The 21,206-nt window shown below is 41.0% G+C and carries 10 protein-coding genes and 1 pseudogene; 1 reads left to right on the top strand and 10 read right to left on the bottom strand.

Annotated features, from left to right (window positions below; translation table 11 throughout):
* From N475_RS03830 to N475_RS03865, 8 genes and pseudogenes are all read right to left on the bottom strand, one after another.
* A pseudogene (locus N475_RS03830) lies at nt 1–3,324 on the bottom strand (hypothetical protein); the annotation flags it as partial.
* Between the two features lie 111 nt (nt 3,325–3,435).
* Complete coding sequence (locus tag N475_RS03835) at nt 3,436–3,918, bottom strand: hypothetical protein (RefSeq protein ID WP_063358960.1); 483 nt, start codon at nt 3,916–3,918, stop codon at nt 3,436–3,438.
* 105 nt (nt 3,919–4,023) lie between these two features.
* Complete coding sequence (locus N475_RS03840; protein ID WP_063358961.1) at nt 4,024–6,147, bottom strand: type I secretion system permease/ATPase; 2,124 nt, start codon at nt 6,145–6,147, stop codon at nt 4,024–4,026.
* 2 nt (nt 6,148–6,149) lie between these two features.
* Nucleotides 6,150–7,529: an HlyD family type I secretion periplasmic adaptor subunit gene (locus N475_RS03845; RefSeq protein ID WP_063358962.1), complete on the bottom strand. Its 1,380-nt coding sequence runs from the start codon at nt 7,527–7,529 to the stop codon at nt 6,150–6,152.
* Complete coding sequence (locus N475_RS03850; protein WP_063364710.1) at nt 7,526–9,643, bottom strand: peptidase domain-containing ABC transporter; 2,118 nt, start codon at nt 9,641–9,643, stop codon at nt 7,526–7,528. The genes N475_RS03845 and N475_RS03850 overlap by 4 nt, the downstream gene beginning before the upstream one ends.
* A 678-nt stretch (nt 9,644–10,321) precedes the next feature.
* Nucleotides 10,322–11,392: a hypothetical protein gene (locus tag N475_RS03855; RefSeq protein ID WP_063358964.1), complete on the bottom strand. Its 1,071-nt coding sequence runs from the start codon at nt 11,390–11,392 to the stop codon at nt 10,322–10,324.
* Nucleotides 11,392–13,077, bottom strand: coding sequence for a molecular chaperone HscC (locus tag N475_RS03860; protein WP_063364711.1), 1,686 nt, complete (start codon nt 13,075–13,077; stop codon nt 11,392–11,394). Before N475_RS03860 ends, N475_RS03855 begins: the two co-directional genes overlap by 1 nt.
* 436 nt (nt 13,078–13,513) lie before the next feature.
* Nucleotides 13,514–14,857, bottom strand: a complete 1,344-nt coding sequence (locus N475_RS03865; protein ID WP_063364712.1) for a serine hydrolase domain-containing protein — start codon at nt 14,855–14,857, stop codon at nt 13,514–13,516.
* Nucleotides 14,858–15,202: 345 nt separating this feature from the next.
* On the opposite strand from N475_RS03865, the gene N475_RS03870 reads away from it, so the two are divergent.
* Nucleotides 15,203–17,365 (top strand): M3 family metallopeptidase, encoded by a 2,163-nt coding sequence (locus N475_RS03870; protein ID WP_081216078.1) that lies wholly within the window; start codon nt 15,203–15,205, stop codon nt 17,363–17,365.
* Nucleotides 17,366–17,420: 55 nt separating this feature from the next.
* Here N475_RS03870 and N475_RS03875 read toward each other — a convergent pair whose 3' ends face one another.
* Together N475_RS03875 and N475_RS03880 are read right to left on the bottom strand one after the other, a co-directional pair.
* Nucleotides 17,421–19,151, bottom strand: coding sequence for a hypothetical protein (locus tag N475_RS03875; protein WP_063358967.1), 1,731 nt, complete (start codon nt 19,149–19,151; stop codon nt 17,421–17,423).
* Between the two features lie 237 nt (nt 19,152–19,388).
* The gene (locus N475_RS03880) at nt 19,389–21,158 is read right to left on the bottom strand and encodes a hypothetical protein (RefSeq protein ID WP_063358968.1); all 1,770 of its coding nucleotides are present in this window, start codon (nt 21,156–21,158) and stop codon (nt 19,389–19,391) included.
* Nucleotides 21,159–21,206 lie beyond the last annotated feature (48 nt).

Genomic DNA, 21,206 nt, shown 5'->3' on the forward strand with positions numbered 1-21,206 from the left:
CGCACCGCCGTAAACGGTGTCGTTACCAGATCCTGCTTGAATAGTGTCATCACCTCCGCGCGCATAGACTACATCATTGCCGTTGCCAGCATTGATAACATTATTGAGGTCTGATGCCACAATATGCTCGCTGAGTGCAGTACCAGTAACATCATGAGCAAAAATAAGATTTGAACTAACACTGTTTACGGTATCTTGATGGTCCACCAGCCATTGATGAGCAGCACCTTGCGCTTGAACTAAGGTATCTTTGATTAACTGGCTTGCAGTATTTGAAAATTCACCATCAAACTGGTTCAGGATGTTAACCAACAATAGTAAGTCAGCAGCTTTCTTTTTGGTATCTAGTGCTCCTTGTTTTTGTACTGCTAATTCAAACATGCGCTGTGTACTGACAGACATATCAAATGGTACGTGCAATTGATCTGTTGCCGCATCGTAATTAAGCGTATACAAAACGTCTTTTGTTAGACCTTGGCTAACGGCAAACTTCACAAGTAAGTTGCTGCGTATGTTATTCCAAGCCTGCTCGTAAAGTCGGCCTGTAGACTGCATGCCACCATTACCAGCCCACACTCCGTCATTAAGCTCTAAATTGTTTATTCCGGTGTAGGCTTTGATCACTCCTAGCTGAGCCAAGCTCAGTGAAACACCTGCTTGAGCAAAGTGAACTTTGCCATCTTCTCCCAAAGATAGATTTGGCGTGCTATCGATATCTTCAAGCGTTAATGCTTCTGCATTTGCCCAGCTAATTAACATGTCATCGAATCGATCAAATATATTTTCGCTGGTAAGGCCCGCACGTGTCTCCATAACTATTTGCGAGAAAGCAGAATCCAAACTCATGGCGATATCCAAATCTGGCATCAGGCCATAACCTTTGACTTTACCTGTCGCGATTGCATCTGGTGTAAGCGTCACTTCACCAATAAATTCTGAATATGTGGCTCTTATTGTGAACTGAACATCACCAAGAATATGGCTACTTTGGTTCCCGTCGGCATCTGTTCGGACATAACTACCAATCTCATCTAAAATGACATCATTAGACTCGCTACCTACCGCAGTGCGCGTCAGGCTAATTTCCGTGATGCCAAAGTCAGATAAACGACTGATTTCGTTATCCGAGGAATGTCCATCACCATTTAAGTCCTGCCAAATTAGTAAATCATTGAACGCAGCGTCTTGTGCATTAATTACGCCATCGCCATTACTATCTAATGCGCTGAGTTCCTCGAACCCTGTGACACTTTCACTACCAAATAGCTCGTTAATGTCATTAATTTTACCATCACCATTTTTATCAAGCGCCAAAAAGCCATCGTCGCCCTTCACCCATGATGTATGCGTAGCAAAGCCATCTCCGGTTAAATCAAACTTTGCCTGGCTCTGATCTAGACTGATGAACTCAAGTCCATCTCCATCCAAATCAAGAATCAATGGATCTATACGTCTGCGTCGATTTGCATTATTGCTGCCTTCTTCTGCTGGGTCACCGGGTGTTCCGCCATCACCACCCTCTGAGCCACCATCAGGTGTTGGGTCATCCTCATTCGGAATACCGTCACCGTCTCTATCGGGATCTAAATGATCTGGGATCCCGTCTCCATCACTGTCTTTTTCAGAAGGGTTATTTGGATCTTCTTCACTGTCAGGAATACCATTGCCATCAGCATCTGGATCTTCATCATCGGGTATACCATCCCCATCTTCATCTGGCTCTTCTTCTGGTGGTTGCTCTAATAGACTTTCAAGTTGGCTAATAATGTCTTGAAGTAATGCAATAATATTGCTAAAACCTGCATCCAATCGGTTACTTTCCGCTTCAATATAAGCATTCGTGTTAGATATAAAATGGTCAAAGCTATGAATATCTTGAAGGTAACTTGCCAAAACGTGGTTCACTGACTTTTGAGACAGTTCAATTTGGCCATTAATTTCTGAATAGAGCTCCCCAAGCTGATTGAAGAGTGAGTCAGGGATATCCACCCCTTCTTGCATATCAACCTGAGCTGCCAAACGCTGTGCTTTGTGTCTCAGCGCTTCAGCAGAATCTCGATGCATATCCCATACTGATGACATGTAACGCTTTTTGTCGTCAACTACAAGACCGCTCAATTCAGCATACATCAAGGTTAATTGCTGATCGACAGCAATTGTTTCAAAATGACCGAACTCAGAGTCCAGCTCATTTTGCTTGGTCATATACTGCCCAACAAGATCTTCGCTGATCTCATCAACAAGTAAAATTCCGCCATTGAGTACCTGTGTTTTAAACGCAGCCAACTCAGACAAAATGCGCGCTTTAACTTCAGAGAGATTGCCTTCATATTTAGCTAGCCATTGATTAACAAAGCTATCGACATTCCCATTTTTTATGTTTGCTTGGCCGAAAGCCTGACGCACAGAGTCAATAAACTCAGTTGTTTTTTGGCGCGCATCACCTTGACCATTCAACTCTGCTGCGAAGTCACTTTCTGCTTGATTAATGATTCTAGTTCGTGACTTCTTAACACTAATGCCTAGGTACATATTGAGGTATTGGGTTACTTCACCACCATCTCCATAACCGCCTAAAATGGTATTGAATTCACCAATATACTGATCTTTGAGCTCTTCAATTTCAGAGTGACTTAAGTCAATTCGCAATTCGAGACTTTGTTGAATTTTATAATTTATCTCGTCATTTAGATCACGAATCAAGCCATTAACATCAGTAGTAAACTGACCATCAATGGCCATTGCAGGGTCAACACCGGCCAGTGCAGCTTCTTGACGGACAAGTGCTTCATATTGCTCAAGTACCGCCTGTTTGCGGCTTGAAAGCTGATTTTGAATGATGTCAATCATGCCCTGCTGCTCTTGACGTAACTGCTCAGTAATTTGGGCAGCTGTAGATGCATGAACAGAAACATACTTGGCCACAGTTGTAATAATGGCAGAAATAACCGCAGCAGCAGCGAAGCCCGGATGACGCGTTTTTAAAGCATCTGTAATATCATTAACAACGGCAGCCATAGATGCTACAAGTGCGGCAATAGTGTCATTACCAACCACACCGGCTTCTTTCTCTGTTTTGTATTTTTGATAATTACGCTTAATACTTTCGAGGTTAAATACGACCCCTGGCAAAGTATCTGCGCCCATAAGCCCGGCAGTCGCAACTAAAACATCTGCAGTTGCTAAAAATACATCGATAACTTCAGAGCTACCGTTTTTATAATTTTCGAGTGTTGAATCCAATACAGCTAGATTGGCGTGTAGTTCTATCCAACCTTTTTCTTTAGAATCAAGAATTGATTTTACTAAATTATTAAAGTTCATTTAGTATTCCTTCACGGTTAGTTTTATGCTTTATTTCCCTTAAACCTTTGATTCACCTACTGCAAGGTTGAAGAGAGCTATGATATACGCAGGCACTAATTGGGTCCTTGCCTAACGCTTTCGGGTATAGGTTTTTATTGCGAAAATAATAACAAAAGAAATTATAAGCAGGTATATATGCTCTGCCAATTGCTCTTCGTTTTCTTTGTTTAACTGTTCAATACCACTTAACTCGTCTAATAGAACTTCTCCTTCTGTCGCAACAAAGACTAAGTGATGAAATGCGTGCTCCCCTGGCACATCAACAATTCCCACTCTTAAGTTATCTAATTTTTGTTCACTCAATCGCTCAAACGGATAGTAATTAACAATGAATTTGAACCCGCTCTGCTTATCCTTTAACTGGCTATACGTTCCTCCCTTTAAACTCGAGGTAATTCCGACATAGTCCACTTCGTGATAGCGTGTATCGCTCACTGTGGCTTCTTGGGAAAAAAAGTTATGCCTAAAAAACATGAAAATGACGAGGGCGAGTACAGCCAAAATCGGAATAAACTGAGGTAACCGACGCATAGCGTCGTTCATTGAAAACATCGACTTATCTCCTTTAAATACTACTGTGCTGATTCTTTTCCAGTACCCAAATGATTTTTAAACCGCCCGTAAACACGCCTTCAACATAGTGAAAGCGTGTGCTTATTAAGAAGAGGTTTGTAAATCCCATAAGGCTTTATAACGACTCTGTGTGTTCGTTAATTCATTGTGAGAGCCCGCTTCTATTATCTTTCCCTTTTCGACAACAATGATGCGGTCACAAAATCGAATAGTATTGAGCCTATGCGCAATACTTATTACTGTTCTGCCTTTCGCTATCTCCGGCAGACGGGCGATAATGGTTGCTTCTGATTCATAATCTAAAGCACTGGTTGCTTCGTCTAGAACTAAAATCTTTGGATTGGTTATAAGCGCTCGAGCTATGGCAATCCTTTGTCGTTGGCCACCGGATAGACGCCCTCCACTTTCACCAACTTGCGTTTGGTACCCTTGAGGCAAGCTACAGATAAATTCATGTGCTCCCGCCAATTTCGCTGCGTCAATTATCTGTTCAGGCGTCGCTTGAGGTAGACACTGACTAATGTTTGCCGCGATGCTACCTGCAAATAGGCGACTCTCTTGCAATACAACACTCAGGTTTCTTCTTAGCTCTATTGGATCTGCAATTGCTAAGTCCATACCGTCTACTATTACTTCGCCAGACGTAGGGCTATACAATCGTTGCAATAGTTTAGTCAAAGTACTCTTGCCCGAACCTGATTGACCAGTGATACCAATACACTCCCCAGCCTTAATATCTAGAGACAAGTTAGAGATGACTTCTGGAGATTCATCGTCGTAACGGAATCGAACACGATGAAACTGAACTGAACCTTTCATATCAGGCGAAGACGCAAGGCCTTTTGCACCGGCTTCTTGCTCTTCATCTAAAATATCACCAACCCGACGCAATGAAATCAAACAATGCTGAAAGTCTTGCCAAATCTGCGCCAGTCGCAAAATAGGCATAGTTACTTGCCCTGCAAGCATATTAAATGCAACTAGTTGACCCGCGGTTAGGTCTCCACTCATCACCAACTTTACGCCCCACCAAAGCGCTAACGCAGCACTTAACTTTTGAATCGTGCTAATACCCTGCTCCGCCCAAATCGAGATTACTCGTGCTCGAAAGCTTGCGATGAGCTGGCTAGCAAGGCTTTTTTTCCACTGCTTTTCAAAACCACGCTCCACTGAACTGGTTTTAATAGTTTCAATGCCCGTAACAGCTTCAGTTAAAAATGCGGTATTGTCCGCTGATGTTTCAAACTCAGCCTGTACTCTGCGACGCAAGCTCGGGCCAATTGCGAGCCAAAAGAGGATATAAAGTACCAATGACCCCAGCACAATCCATGTTAACAACGGCGCATATGCAAATAAGACTGCGATCACGATGATTACAAAAGCTAAATCAATCAGCATAGTTAATGCAGAGCCCGACAAAAACTGCCTGATCATTTCCATTTCTCTAACTCGCGCCGTTATTTGGCCAGTTTGGCGCTGCCCAAAGTAACGCATTGGCAATGACACCAAGTGAGAAAATAAACGTGCGTTTAATTCAGCTGAGACTTTACTCGCTAAGTTTGCAAACAACCAAGTTCGCATATACGTATACAATGGTTCAAAGATAGCCAATGCCAAAAGAGCAATACCCAGTACCTGCAGACTGGAAACACTGCGACTGACCAAAACCCGATCAATGACATTTTCAAATAAGATTGGTGTTGCCAGTGCAATAAGCTGGATAAAGAAAGAAATCAAAATGATTTTTCGAGCTTGGCTGGCGTGTTTCTTTAAAGAAGGGATAAACCAACTGAATCCAAATTTTACATCCGATTGCTTAATTTCACTTTCTGCCAGCATCAACAGCTCGCCATTCCAAACTTTAGAGAAATCGGGCAAAGACATGCCGATAATTTGCGCTTTCCTTGGGGAGTAAAGTTGTACCTCATTTTTGTCAATTTTCAATAAGACACAAAATTGCCCATCAATTTGAACCAAAGCCGGCAATGGCATAAGATGCAACCGTTCAATACCTGTGGTCTGAACACTTGCTTTTAATCCAATCCATTTGGCGCAGCGGCACAATGTCAAATGATCTATCTCTTCGTCATGTACACCTGTTTGATGCTTTAAATAATTGACTTCAACATTTTTATCGAATGACTTTGCAGCAAAAGCGAGCGCCTGCAGACCATACATTACTTGCAATGAGCAGTGCTTAACTTCCATAGCTATCGCTCCCTTAGCGCTTCAGACTGATACTTTTGCAGTGGACTTAGTAAGTATTCAATGACCCTTCTTGAGCCTGTCTTAATCTCAGCTGTCACACTCATTCCTGCAGTTACAGGGACCCAACTTTCGTCCACAAGGATGCGTTCGTCATCTAACTGGATCCTTGCTGGAAACACATATCCTAACTGCTCGTCTTTTACAGCATCTCTAGAAACGTGTAGTACTTTACCTGAAATGGTTCCATATTTTGTGAAGGGAAAACTATCGATTTTAATTTCAACTGTCTGTCCAGCGACAACAAAGCCAACGTCCTTATTTAAGACATTTACTTCAGCCTCTAATTGATGCACTTTAGGGACTACCACCATTAGCGCTTGAGCCGGTGTTACTACACCACCTAAGGTATGAATACTTAATTGTTGCACTACACCATCTACTGGCGAGCGAAGCGATTGCAAACGTTGTTTTTCGCGTGCTTTTATCAAGTCTTGTTCTGTTTGCGTTGTAATAATTTCAGATTGATTAAGCTCTTCGTGAAACTCTCTTCGCTTTTGCGCAAGATAACTATCACGTTGCTCAGCAAGGCTTAATGCCTCTGCTTTTAACACCTCGCTTTGGGCGTTTAAACTAACCATCGTGCGCTCCGCTTCTAACAGCTCTTTTTCCTGCTCTAAAATTTCCACTCTAGCGATAGCCTGTGATGACTCTAAGTTTTTTCTTGCGTCCAATCGAGCTTCAATGTTCTTTTTTAGGCGCTTGAGTGCTGCAAGATCTTGAATATTCGCTTCAAGCTGTGCCTCATTTACTTGCACCTCAGCACTAAAACGGTCCAACACAGCGTTCATTTCTTTATGTTCACTACTTAAGTGACCAAAGCTTGTTTCTACTTGCAATGCGCTGGCTTCTTTTGGTGGTTCAAAGGAGTTAATGGGATCGTCTGACAAAAGAGCTCTAAGCCTTTCACTTTCTAGCTTGTAGTATACAAGTTGCTCAGCAAGCCTCTTTGACTCTGCATCTGCACCAATAGGGTTTAGCTGAATAAGTACATCCCCTTTTTTTACAGCCTGCCCGTCTCTAACATTGATAGACAGAACCTCTCCTTGCTCAAGAGGCTGAATCACTTTACTGTGACTAGATACCATTACTTTACCAAGTGCATTAGCGTGAATATCTAATTTGCCAACAATGGACCAAACCAGTGCAATTACAACAAAACCAGTTAGTAAATAAGCAATTCTTCGTGCCCATGGAGATGCTGGTTTTTCAATAATTTCGAGGTATGCCGGCAAAAATTCATATTCATTTTTGTTTCTCTTGGTAACGGCTGTGCTTTTATTATTCTTGTTTATTGCTTCAAGCACCTTTTTTAAAAAATTCATAGTATGTTCTCCAGCTTACTTTCCTTTTGCATGTGCCAAAGTCTTGCATAGCGACCGTCAAGTGCTATCAATTGTTCATGTGTTCCTTGCTCGGCTATTTGGCCTTGTTCGAGCACTATAATGCGGTCGCATTCTTTAATTGTGGACAGGCGGTGAGCAATAATCACAGTGGTTTTATCATGGCTAAAGTGCTTCATATTGTTTTGAATAACTTGCTGAGATCCATCATCAAGCGCACTGGTAGCTTCGTCCATAATAAGTACCGAAGGCTGTGTGAGAAGCGCACGGGCAATTGCAATTCGTTGTTTTTGTCCACCAGAAAGAGAGCTTCCACCTTCAGCTAAAATCGTGTCATACCCTTTTGGTAACTTAAGAATGAACTCATGCGCCCCAGCTAACTCCGCAGCACGAACAACGTCTGCTAGCGGGGCTGCCGGATACTTGATTGCAATATTTTCTCTTACACTGCGATTAAACAAATAGTTTTCCTGAAGTACCACTCCCATAGAGTTTCTCAGTTCCGGGGCAGACAACTGATTTATAGGTAAGTTATCGATCAGAATCCGACCTTTTTCTGCCAGATATAGCTTCTGTATTAAGCGTGCAATAGTGCTTTTTCCTGACCCTGATTCACCGACTATACCCACGGATTCCCCAGCTTTAATATGTAAAGAAACCCCCTTCAATATGGCAGGTGACTGAGGTTGATACCTAAACCAGACGTTTTCTAACTTTATGTCACCACGTAGTACTGGTTTTACAATAAGTTTTTTTTGTTCTAATTCGGTTGGCAAGTTCAGCATTTCGCCTAAATTATCAACGGCTACCTGTGTTTGAATAAACTGTTGCCATAGCTCAACTAATTTAGCTACAGGTTGATGGACATGGCTAACCATCATATTGAAGGCAATCAATTGACCGATAGTAATTTCCAACGACATTACCATACTGGCGCCAACCCAAATCACTAAAACAGATGTCACTTTTTGTAACATCGCAACAATTTGATTCGACATCGCCTGCAAAGATTGACGGTCAAAATTGGCTTCAACTAGGTCTTTAGTTTGCCCTTCCCAAGTTCGTTGCAAACTGGGCTCTGTCGCTAAACTTTTTACCGTTTCAATACCATTTACAGATTCTGTTAAAAAGGACAAGTTTTTGGCCCCACATGCAAATTGGTGCTCGATTCGTTGTTTGAGTGGTTTAGAAGTAAAATAAGCAACAGCAACATACAAAGGTAAAGAGGCTAATACAATGCAGGTCAATAATGGAGAGAGGTAAAACATCACAGCAAAAAAAACAAATGTGAAGGCAACATCCACTAATAGTGTCAGTGCGGCGCCCGTCAATAGATTACGTATGCTATCTAGCTCGCGTACTCTGGTAACGATGGCACCAATTTGCCGTGATTTAAAATACAATAAAGGGAGCCCAAGTAAATGTGAGAATAACTTAGCCCCGAGACGAATATCTATGCGGTTTGTAGTGTGGACTAAAATATATTCTCGAAGTCCTTTTAAGCCAACTTCGAATAATCCAACAATGACCAGTACGATTACGAGTACATCTAAAGTGGACAGCGCTTGGTGAACAATCACCTTGTCCATGATTACTTGGAAAAATAATGGAAGTGCGAGCGCCAATAACTGTAGGAATAATGAAAACAGTAAAACTTCACTCAGCAGCCCACGGTGTCTAACAAACTCAGGAATAAACCAGGAAATATCAAATTGATATTTAGAATTTCCGAGCATGATTACCTGCTCAGTCCAATTTAACTCTAGCTCCTTGAGTGAAATAATATGCGGAGTTTCTGAGTCAGGATCCTGCAGTAAAGCTTGGTCATCCGATACTCGTGCAAGTACAATAAATTTTCCACTTTTATCCTTGAACGCTAAAGGTAGGCTTTCCTGTGAAACTTTATCAAGCTTCAAGGATTTGAGTTTTAATTTTGCGTTATTATATTTACCTAGCGCTTTAATTACTTGCTTTAAAGAAGGGTAGTCTGACGAAGAAAAGGAAGGTTTCGCATCAATACCTGAAACTTTTAACAATATATTTGAACACGCAACAGCACTTCGCAGCAACTCATCGTTGCTCGATTTAATGCTCACTATTTATAATCCTTCAAAAAAATGGCTAAACCAACTGATGAATATTCTAATAAATAAAAAAACTTCAGTGCAAGTAATTTAACAATATATTATGATTTAATTCAAATCCCCCCAACTTATTGCCTGACTTTATCTAGACTTTAAGCTAAGGAAAGCGATGACGTAACTCTCTTTTTTGAGGCTTTTATAGCTTACCTAGCAAAGCCTTTAGGCTCAAAAAAGCATCATAAAAAAAATAACCATGAAAATCAGGGAATTGAATTATATAAAAACTTAACCTACTTGGTGTTGATCCCTGTACTGTTTTATACAGACGATCCAGACTGACGAAAAACAACCAGCAGTGCTTCTTTCTAGTTGCAGTCTGGACATGACACATCGTTCTTAATAATAACCCCAAAAATCGCAATTATTATGACGTTGCCCAAAGGTCACTTTGCAGCCAGAAAATAGGATACAAAAATACCAATGAAATGAAATAGAATTCATCTTAAAAAAGTGAGAACAATAAGGTAAGCAACCCCGAGCGTACAGGGCACTTTGCCAGTGCCCATAAAAATATCACTGATATTACAATTCAGCTATTCATTAGCGAAATAAAAAAGTGCATATTAAGTTCAATAGATATCGATTGAGATTGACTGCCAGGTATAGAGTAAACCTCGAGAAAGCATAAATTTATTGCTTCTGTTCATACTTAAAATAGACTTTTACTTTCCTTAAATTCGATAACATTGCTATACCCGTTAAAGTCATAATGGGAAAACACAATATAAATAGAATCGAAACTGGCCACATTGAATATATGATGTATTTATTACGTATCGCAACACCTAGCATTTGAACAAAGTGCACCACTATAAAAATGCGTAAAAACAGTACCCCACCATCTATGCCTTGGTCCATAAATGCCGTCATAAGTATGCCGCATAGTAAGAGGCAAACACAGAAACTCCGATACGTTAAGCTTTTCAGTCGAGCCAATGCCTCAACCGCAGCCAGATATTCATCAGCTTGGTTAGTACTAACTGTTCTTTTTCCAATTACTTTTGCACCTTGTACGGAATCAATGGCAAGGCTGGAGTCAGGTTTGTGAGCGTGCGTTTCAATCAGGTTTAAAACTTTCACAGTATCTTGCTCACCGAAAAAATAACACAAAGCATTTACTTGGCTTCGCCAATTGAAGACACCATCAAGATACAAAATTGTCTCAATCGAAATTTTCTCTCGATCGCCACTATAACGCTTTTTCTTTCGGCTAAGCTGTTCAAACTCTTTATTTATTTTCAAAATACTTTCAAAAACAAACATTCCTAACTGAGTGTTATACTCCGGATCTAAGATAGATTGAGATTTTTGTAAAAATCGCCACGCGCTTATGTCATTTCTGGCCACTTTATCATCGAACACCTTTGAAATCTCTTCGATGTGCTGTTTATACTCAATGTGCATCTCGTCTAATTCAGCTTGCCTTTCTCTGTCAACGTCATCGACAGTATCCGACATCTCAGCAGCTTCTATAACTTCAGGTTGTTCAGAGAGCATGTTATCTAAGGGCGCTTGCGCCTCGAAGTGTTCTTCAGTAATCGATTTAGCCCAATTGAGCGCACTTTTATACGCCTGATGCAGTGCCTGAAACTCTTCGGGGTGAGATTCGGGTCGACAAACTTTTAGCTGCTTGGCATAGGCTACTTTTATTACTTTAATGTCGTTTGTTTGTTGTATTTTTAAAATATCCCACGCAGACATTAGAAGCGCCCTTCTATTTCCAATGCGTCTAAAAAGTTTGAAAATTCAATTTGCGCTTTCTTAATTGCTATTTCATTTTGTCCATCGAGAACACGTTCAAAATTTGTAACTGAGATTGCAATATGTTCTCTGATTTCCCCCAAGCATGATTCGTACAACCTATCTGCTTTGGCTATCAACTGTTTATTTTTTTGATTATCCCTTGGGTGAAATTTAATTTTTTCTAATTTAGAGAGCACTTTTTGCTTTTCTTTTTCGCTCAGCATACCCGGCGCATTCTCAATTACTTTGTTGTATGTTTTACCCGTCGAGTCAACGGTAACATCCACGACCAAAAGCCCACTCATATCGTAGCTGTACCTAACGGTGATTGGATGCTCTCCAGCTTTTGCTTTTGGTACAGGCACATTGACAAAACCAAGAAATACATTTTTTTCAACGAGTCTGTTTTCACCTTGAAATATATTTATCATCACCAATTTCTGATCATCTCTGGCGGTAATTACCTGTTTTTCAATACTAACTGGCACGACGGTATTGCGCTCAATCACAGGTAAAAATGCGCCTGGATTTTTATTTTGATCCAGCACTTCAACACCCAATGTATAGGGGCAAACATCTGTTAAAACGACATCTTGTAAAGCTTGGTTAGCTGCTAATAACCCGGCTTGAATACCGGCACCAATACCAACCACGGTGTCGGGATCTAAATCACATGATGGAAACCTACCAAACAGCTTTGCAACAGCTACTCTAAATTGACGAAGCCGAGTAGCTCCCCCCACTAAAATGACTTCATCAATTTCACTGGGACTCATATCCGCATCTTGGAGTGCCAATTGAATGGGATTTTTTACGCGTAGCAAAAGGGGATTTATTAGGCTAATAAACCATTGATTGCTTACTTTAAACTCTACACTCTTGTTGTTTAATTGAAGCTGTAAAGTCTCTTCTTCAACTTGGTCAATACGTTTTTTTAGCGACTCCATTTGCAGATAAAGTAAATGATATTCCTGCGCGGTCAATACTGTTTTTTTGACATTCAACTGGCTGAGCACATCGTCAATCATTACTTGCACAAAGTCTTCACCGCCAAGGAAATTGTCTCCCGAGCAAGCATGTACTTCCATTACCCCAGAAAAGTACTCTAGAATGGAAACGTCGAAAGTACCGCCTCCCATATCCAAGATTAGAAATGTACCTTCTTCGCGCTTATTCAATCCGTAGGCCATGGCTGCTGCCGTTGGTTCATTGATTAGCCTTCGCACTTTTATACCTGCAAGTTCCCCAGCTAACTTGGTAGCAGCTCTTTGGTTTTCATTGAAATAGGCGGGCACACTGATCACAGCTTCAGTAACTGTTTCTTCAAGCAGGGTTTCAGCATCTCTGATCAAACTTTTAATGACAAATGCAGATAACTCGGGGGCAGAAAAAGATTTTGAGCCCAATTCTACTTCGTGCTCACTGCCCATTAACCGCTTAAACACCGCTACCGTCTTGTCTGAGTGAGTAAGAAGGCGCTCTTTAGCAATTTGACCAACAATTATATTCTTATCTTCGTCGATTCCCACAACGGAGGGGGTAAGGTAGGAGTCTAGTGCATTGGGGACTTTAATGAGCTCATCGCCTTTCCATACACAACAAGCGCTATTCGTCGTCCCTAGGTCTATTCCGATAATTGCCATTCGATTCGTTACCTTCCATTATTATTTTTATACTCATTGAGATCATTGCTTTGCCAAAAAGCTGACATAAAACCGCTCTATTACCGCATAGGCAATTGTAATCTAGCAGTTACCACATTGTGCATAAAACAAGAACAAATAACAAATAGTCCAACTCTACGTACTTTACTCTAGTGGGCTTGTTGGGTCATATCTCTGAACATTGTGACACCTCATGAAATTACCATTAAGCCCCTGTTCAATTGTATATACTGAAATAATAAGGATAAAATCATCGTTCAAGCTGTAATAAATAACCTGCTTCTTAGGCACAACAGAAGCCCAAGTTTTATTCACTGTAAATCGTGGTATCACGTTTACTTTTTATGTAAAAAGGCCGAAGCGTGCGCTTGCCAAAGCACCGCCTCGATGTAATAGCTTGAGGTATAAAAAGAAGTTACTGTGCTAATAAAAACTTAGCCAAAGCATGGTATGCAGGTAAAGATGTTGGATCAATGGCTGAATTTGCCGCTACAGGATGTGAAGAGAGCCGTACAATGATCATTTTTGCTTTGGGATCTATATAAATTGTCTGTCCATGTACGCCTCTGGCAGCAAAAGCTCCGTGCTCGTTATGAAAATGCCACCACATACTGCGGTAACTTCCATTAGGTATTGTTTTAAATCCAGCCGTAGAAAATACGCTTTTGTCACCGCCTTGACGAATACTTGCTACTGCTGATGTCGGTATAATTTGTACGCCATTAATCTTGCCATTATTTAGCATTACAATGCCAATTCTGGCTAAGTCTCTAAGTGTTGCGCTTAGGCCACCACCCGCAAATGGTGTGCCTATTCCATCTACCGTAATATCTGCACTGTATTCCATACCCAGCTTTGACCAGATAAGCTCGCTTGCTAATACATTAAACTTTTTTCCTGACGCACGTGCCACAATCCAACCCAAAACATCACTGTTCACGGTCTTGTAACCAAACTCCTTACCATGAACTCCGCTTTTTTGTACCGTTTGCAAGTATTCAAAATATCCAACTGGACCAGCATATTCCTTGGGCTTGGGAAGTGGATTAGCTGCATAGCTGTATTGCCATATATCGGCATTTGGGTCCGCATAGTTTTCGCTATATCTCAATGAGGTTGTCATATCCATCACCTGTCTAACGGTTGCATCTCCAAAAGCGGACCCTTGTAGTTCTGGAATAATAGAACGTACTTTGGCACTTTCATCTATCTTGCCTCTTGCGATAAGAATTTCTGCAATTAACCCTGTTAAAGACTTGGTCATCGACATTGCTGCATGATTGGTATGTTCGTCCATACATCCTCGATACCTTTCATAAACAACTTTATTCTTGTGTAATACAAGTATCCCATCGGTATAATTCGCAGCTAAACTGTCATGCCAACTCATGCGAGTCGAGCTATTCATAGGCGAGAATGTAACACTGTCTATTCCTTGCATGAGTGCATAAGACATGGGCGTTGCATTGAATGGGTCACGTTTAATGTTTTCTGTAGGTAACAAAGCTCGCATGTTACACACTGACCAGCGCAGGTTTGGAAAGCTAAAGAAATTTGAATCTGGCAACATTACGCGTTTATCAACTGGTGGTGGAAATCCAGTCATCAAGCCAAGTTTTGTGGGATCAGACTGGCTGTCTGTCAAATGTTTGTTAATTACATCTGGCGAAGCAGACACAGCGCTTGACAAACATAGTGACAAATTAACTAGCCAAATTAGCCTGAAGATACATTGCACCACTCTCTTATTAATAGTCATAACTTTCTTCAACCTTAATCCTTCAAATTTAAAAGCTTTGATACGTACACATTGGGGAAATTGCCCACCCGCTTAATTACTTCAATTTTTTGCAATAACATTTGTAGATTTTTGCACGCCTAATCTTCAAAAGTAGTGCATATAGTTCACATTACTAACTGATGAGGTTATTTAAAATTCCCCTAAAACAAGGTTAAATCCACAAAAAACGAGCTCAATTTGCGGTTTTTTAAGCTCAACTGTGACTTTTTTGCGACAAGCACCCACATATTACAAGTTTTGTTAGGTATCATTTCAGATACAAGTATATTATAACATTACACCAATTCTATTAGGGGATACCCAGTGCTAAGAAAAACTCATCTAGCTTTGGCAATATCAGCAGCCGTTTTATTTGCGGGCTGTTCGAAAGCGCCTGAAGAGCAACAAGCGACAACTGCAGAAAAAACTGTTGCAGAAGCATCAAGCAGTGATATTAAACAAAACCCATTCTTCCAAGAGTGGAATACACCATTTGGCGCGCCGCCGCTTGGTCAAATTAAAACAGCGCACTTCTTGCCTGCATTCAATCAAGCCATCGTAGAACACAAAAAAGAAATTGATGCAATTACTGAAAACGAGCGCCCTGCTGACTTTGACAACACTATCGCGGCAATGGAACTAGCCGGCTCAACGCTTTCACGTGTTTCTGCGGTATTCTTTAACTTATCAAATACTGAATCAAACGATCAGATGCAAAAGTTGCAGAGAGAGATTTCTCCACTGTTAACGCGTCACCGCAATGAAATCCGCATGAATGAAGCGCTATTCAAGCGTGTTGCTAAGGTATATGAAAATCGTGGTTCGGCACTTTTGAATGCTGAGCAAACGCGTTTACTTGAACGTGTTTACAACAGTTTTGTTCGCTCAGGTGCAGAGCTAACGGGCGAGCAGCGTGCCGAGTTTGCAAAAATTAACGAGCGTATTTCAGCACTGACGACTGAATTTGGTCAGAACTCACTCAACGACTCTCGCGCTTTCACTTTAGTACTGGAAGAGTCTGATCTTGCTGGCCTACCACAAGCACAACGCGACGCAGCAGCGGCTGCTGCGACGGCACGAGATTTACCTGGCAAATACGTCATTACACTTAACCGTTCCAGTGTTCAGCCTTTCTTACAATTCTCTGATAGACGTGATCTACGTGAAAAAGCGTTCAAGGGGTGGGCAAACCGCGGTGACAATGACAACGAATTTGATAACAAAGCTATCATTGCTGAAATCGTAGAGCTGCGTGCAAAACGCGCTCAACTCTTAGGATATAAACACCATTCTGAGTACGTACTTAGCAATTCGATGGCAAGTACGCCAGAAACTGCAATGGACCTGTTATTAAAGGTTTGGGAGCCAGCTGTTGAGAAAGCTGAACAAGAGCGTGAGTGGATCAAAGAGCTGATGGCCGCTGAAGGGGTCACTCATAAACTTGAACCATGGGATTGGCGCTATTACGCTGAGAAAGTGCGTAAAGCGAAATTTGACCTAGACCAAGGCCAAATTGCAGAGTACTTCGAACTGAATAACATGATTGAGGCTCAATTCTATACAGCAGAGCGCTTGTTTGGCTTAAAATTTGTTGAACGTACTGACATCCCAGTTTATAACCCAGTGGTACGCGTATGGGAAGTACAAGACAAAGCTGGCAAAGCAATTGGTTTGTTCTATGGTGACTACTATGCGCGCTCGACAAAACGCTCTGGTGCTTGGATGAGTTCATTCCGCACACAGCAGAAACTCGCTGGTGATGTTAAGCCATTAATTCTAAACAATATGAATCTAAACAAACCTGCTGAAGGTGAGCCGACGTTAATGAGCTACTCAGACGCGGTGACTTTATTCCATGAGTTTGGACACGCACTACACGGCCTACTTTCAAATGTTACTTATCCGACTCTCGCAGGTACGAGCGTACCACGTGATTGGGTAGAGTTCCCTGCGCAATTGTTTGAGCACTTCATTGCTCAACCTGAAATGCTTAAAAAGTTCGCGCTTCATTACAAAACGAATGAGCCAATGCCAAAAGAGCTACTGGATAAAATCAAGCAAGCTGGTACATTCAACCAAGGGTTCGCAACAGTTGAGTTTACCGCATCTGCGCTTGTAGATATGGCTTACCACCAAATGACCGACGTAAAAGATCTCGATGTTCGTGCCTTTGAAAATAAAATACTCACTGAGTACGGTAAACCTGAAGAAATCATCATGCGTCACCGCAGTACACACTTTGGGCATATTTTTGCGGGCGGTTACTCATCTGCTTACTATGCTTACATGTGGTCTGAAATCTTAGATGCAGATGGCTTCGACGCTTTCCTTGAGAAGAAAGACATTTTTGATCCAGAAACCGCAGAACGCTTGTACCAATTTATCTACAGCCGTGGCGACACGCTTGATTACTTTGAAGCGTATGAAGGCTTCAGAGGCAGAAAGCCAACCACTGACGCACTATTGCGTAACAGAGGTCTAGACTAATCCCACCCTATAAAAGTCGAAGTCATTGTACTTCGGCTTTTATTAAAAATAATCTTTATTTAGTTGTCTTCACAAAACCCGTACCTAAAACCTCAAAGTAAAACTGACCATTGGCCGCATTGATAGGTGTTGCGATTAGTTGGTCATTCTCTACACTCCAACTAAATGATGGCCAACTTCTTCCTGCACCTTCGATACGTCCTAGAGCATACTGCTGTTCAACAAATACCGTATTGTCTGATTTGCACACAGCAATTTTGTATAACGCAGTATTCTTATTCAAACTGCTTGCAGGGTCGCCATTTGAAGCTTGTATCATTAATTCTCCACCATAGGCGCTGCTGTGTCCTTGGGGAGACAAAAGCCGGCAAATCGCTGTCGGTGAGGTAACACTTTTATTGGGCACTACAGTGTGCTTGGGTAAGTGCTGAATATAGCCACCCCGCTGAGATCTAACACCATTTGGCAGATCATTAAAGCCTTCAACTAAGTAAGCCCCTTCTCCATCCACAATAACGTCTTCAATTAAGTGTGCAGAATTTGACTGTTTTGAGGCACTATTAATTAACGTAGCTGTATTTTCTTTTCCACCTTCCGACTTAAGGTGAAGAAGATTCGCAAACCCTTGATTAGCCGAATTGTTGTTAAATCCAAAAACACTGTTCAAGCTGATATTTTTGTTTTCTCCACTGGTGCTTGAAGCTGTCAAATAGAAACCTGACTTCCTGTTATGCTCTGCTCCAGAGCCTGCTATATCCAACGAATGACTGTTTGATATCTCATAACCATGTTGGCTATTTAGGTCTGATGCACAACTACCGATAGAGCTATAAAAAGCTTGGTTAATTTTATACCCAACTTCATTTCTTGCTGAATAACAGTTATCAAATCTTAAAGAAGTGTGTAACCCCTGCATGTTAAACCCATGGCCGGCGTTATGAGACGCAAATACTCTACTATATGTTCCCAAGAAACCACGACCAGAGCTAACACCATCACCTTCATTGTAAGATACTCTAAGATCTGCAAAATATGCATGGTTCCAAGCAATACCGGTAGTTTGGTCTAACGTAAACTCTCCACCTAATTGCGCTACGCCATCACTTTTAGAGTTATACACAGCTAGATCTCTTAGTGAGTAAAAAACACCAGGTTCAAAAACTACACCACTATCAGCCCCGTTCGCTTTACTAAAATCGAGTGCACTCGCTGCTTTACCACTCCCTAGGATAGTTCTATTTACAAAGTTGTTGTGGCCGTCTACTCTAAAATATGCTCTTGAGCTAACATTATTTTTACCAATTGGAATATCAATCACGCCACCCGTTGTAATACTATCCCCTGTTATCAATAAATTACTGACATTATTGATATTGGTTGGATTTGCCACTTGGTTTAAATTAATACAATCTCCATGCATAAGTAAAAGTGCCAATTCGCTATTAACGTTGCAAGGATGTAATTCCACACTTTTCGGTGATGTATAATTTGAATACACAACTCGATAATAAGTCGATGAGCTTCGTGAAATAATAGATGCTGTAGCTTGATGAATAAATACGGTGTCACCTTCACTCAGTTGGTGACTGTTAAGCGCATCAGATAGCGCTTTGAAAAAATGTATATTACTAGTACCTGTTGACGCTTCCAGTCCTGTAGAATAGGTCGCTACCCCAACTGGTATCGCAGCGCTAATTATCGCCCCAGCGCTTAAGAAGCGTCTTCTTCCAGAGCTGCCAACTTCTTTTACACCATCTAAAATATTGCTTTCATTCTTATTACTCAAAAAAACTCTCCACTATATAAATTGGAGGATTTTAAATTAAAAATAACGAACATCAACCTTGCAGATGTACAGCAATAAGTTATTTTTAATGATTGCCGAACAATTATTTAGAAATAAAAAATCGGTAATGGAGATTATATGATTAGTAATGAATTCGCATAAAAACCTCAGCAACGATGCTAAAAATCATTACTGAGGTTTTATTGTTAGTGTATGCTAACAGTAGATTATTGAAGCTTATAATACTGTTACAAAATAAACTGGATTAAAAGTTGTAATACCATCCGGAGAGGCTGTTACTTCTCTTGTTGAGCTAATCGACCTGAAGTTTCTGCTCTCAGAATCTTTTAGTGCTTTTACCGTAATTGGATAACTTACGTAGTCATTAAAAGTATGATCCACAAAGACACCCGACGGACTCCCGGTTACCTCTTTTGTTGTACCGTCTCCAAACATTACTTGATAAGTAATAGGTGACGAGTAAGGGAAGCAACTTCTCATAGCCACTTTCACTTTGTTGTCCCCAGATAGGATGACATCAGGCGCATCAACAACCGGTAAAAAAGCATCTGACTCTATTAATTCATCAAAGTATAAACTTTTCTGAATAGCCATATACTCACCACGACCATCTAGTTCTTTTTCAATCCAGCCATCTAAAAGTTTGATTTTAAGTGGCTCTTCATTGCGATTACTAAACACTCGCCAGCTAAACTTACCGGCAACACCAACACCCGCGTCAATAGCCGCACCGCCAATTACCTCGTTAACGCCGTCATAGTTACCATCACCACAGGAATTTCCGTAGTAGGCCCACAATTCAGCATAGCCATATAAAAAGGTATCAAGTGTTAACCTAACTGGTGAAAGGCCCTTTAAGTAAATACCAGCTCTTTGCGTATACACAGCAGCAATTTCAGGTTGAACCCGAGCTCGTACCGATACGCCACCTGTTAACGTTGGGTTTTTCAATTTAGCTTCAAAAGTATTGACTGTCTCACTTGCATTGTAGCAATTGTTTTCACCAACCATGTCACACTTGAAGTCAAATTGATATTTACCGTTTACATCAAAGTTTAATCCCATTTGAGCATCAACTCTGATTCCGCCAGCAAGCCTAGCGCGCAGATCGAACTCATGTGACCACACGATTCTCACTGGACCGACCCAAAAGTCTAGCTCTTTATCAATACCACCATTGAGTAAGCTTTCATCAAATAGCATATTCTGAGTGGTGTCGATAACGGTACCATTGATCGAAATTGAGCCACCATTAGAATGCAAGCTTCCTTTCGCTTTAAAACCTGTTATAGAGTGCTTATATGGCACTTTAAAAGAACAACGATTGGTTTTGTATTTATAGCTGAGCTCGTAGCTGATATTACCGCTAATACCAGAATCTACATTAAAGCTCAGATTCCCTTTGTCATAAGAATCAGATAAAGACGCTAGCGAAAAGCTGCCTGCTTTAGTTCTGTTATGCCACCTTTTTTTACAAAAACCAAAAGGTGTTACTTCACCATTTTGTAAAGTAGCAGATTTCAACGCAAGCCCATTGCCTAACTGATAGTCAGCTTGGTTTTTATCAACGATCAGAAGACCAATTTCAACCTTATCAAGAGCATCGTTTGGTGTTACATCATAGTCAGATAAAATATCTAGCTTATGAGAATAAGGTAAGTCAGAATTCATCACACCAACTAGGCTATCAAATACATAAGCCTGAGTAGAAACATTTTGGCTTGCAACTTGATAGTCTGCGCTGCTTGGCGTATCCGACATTTCTTGAGAGCTCACATTTAATGCTGCGCTCGACATTTGCCTTTGTAAACTCGATACGTAGGTCTGATAATCGGTGCCTGACACTTCATACACAGAGTAACCTTCGCCTGAGTCAATTAAGTATGTGTCTTGTGTTTGTTGTACTTGAGGTACTTGAGATGCATACGCACCTAATGTGCTCATACTAAACAGTACACTTGAATACGTTATTAGTTTTTTTATCATGTACTAACCTTTAGTGTATTAATTGCTTATTCCTTGGTCTTTGAGTTT

The organism is Pseudoalteromonas luteoviolacea DSM 6061, assembly GCF_001625655.1.
In the GTDB taxonomy this organism is placed as follows: Bacteria; Pseudomonadota; Gammaproteobacteria; order Enterobacterales; family Alteromonadaceae; genus Pseudoalteromonas; species Pseudoalteromonas luteoviolacea.

Coding starts and splice junctions, on each gene's coding strand:
- N475_RS03835 (WP_063358960.1), bottom strand. CDS start 3,918: ATGTTTTCAATGAACGACGCTATGCGTCGGTTACCTCAGTTTATTCCG.
- N475_RS03840 (WP_063358961.1), bottom strand. CDS start 6,147: ATGGAAGTTAAGCACTGCTCATTGCAAGTAATGTATGGTCTGCAGGCG.
- N475_RS03845 (WP_063358962.1), bottom strand. CDS start 7,529: ATGAATTTTTTAAAAAAGGTGCTTGAAGCAATAAACAAGAATAATAAA.
- N475_RS03855 (WP_063358964.1), bottom strand. CDS start 11,392: ATGTCTGCGTGGGATATTTTAAAAATACAACAAACAAACGACATTAAA.
- N475_RS03860 (WP_063364711.1), bottom strand. CDS start 13,077: ATGGCAATTATCGGAATAGACCTAGGGACGACGAATAGCGCTTGTTGT.
- N475_RS03865 (WP_063364712.1), bottom strand. CDS start 14,857: ATGACTATTAATAAGAGAGTGGTGCAATGTATCTTCAGGCTAATTTGG.
- N475_RS03880 (WP_063358968.1), bottom strand. CDS start 21,158: ATGATAAAAAAACTAATAACGTATTCAAGTGTACTGTTTAGTATGAGC.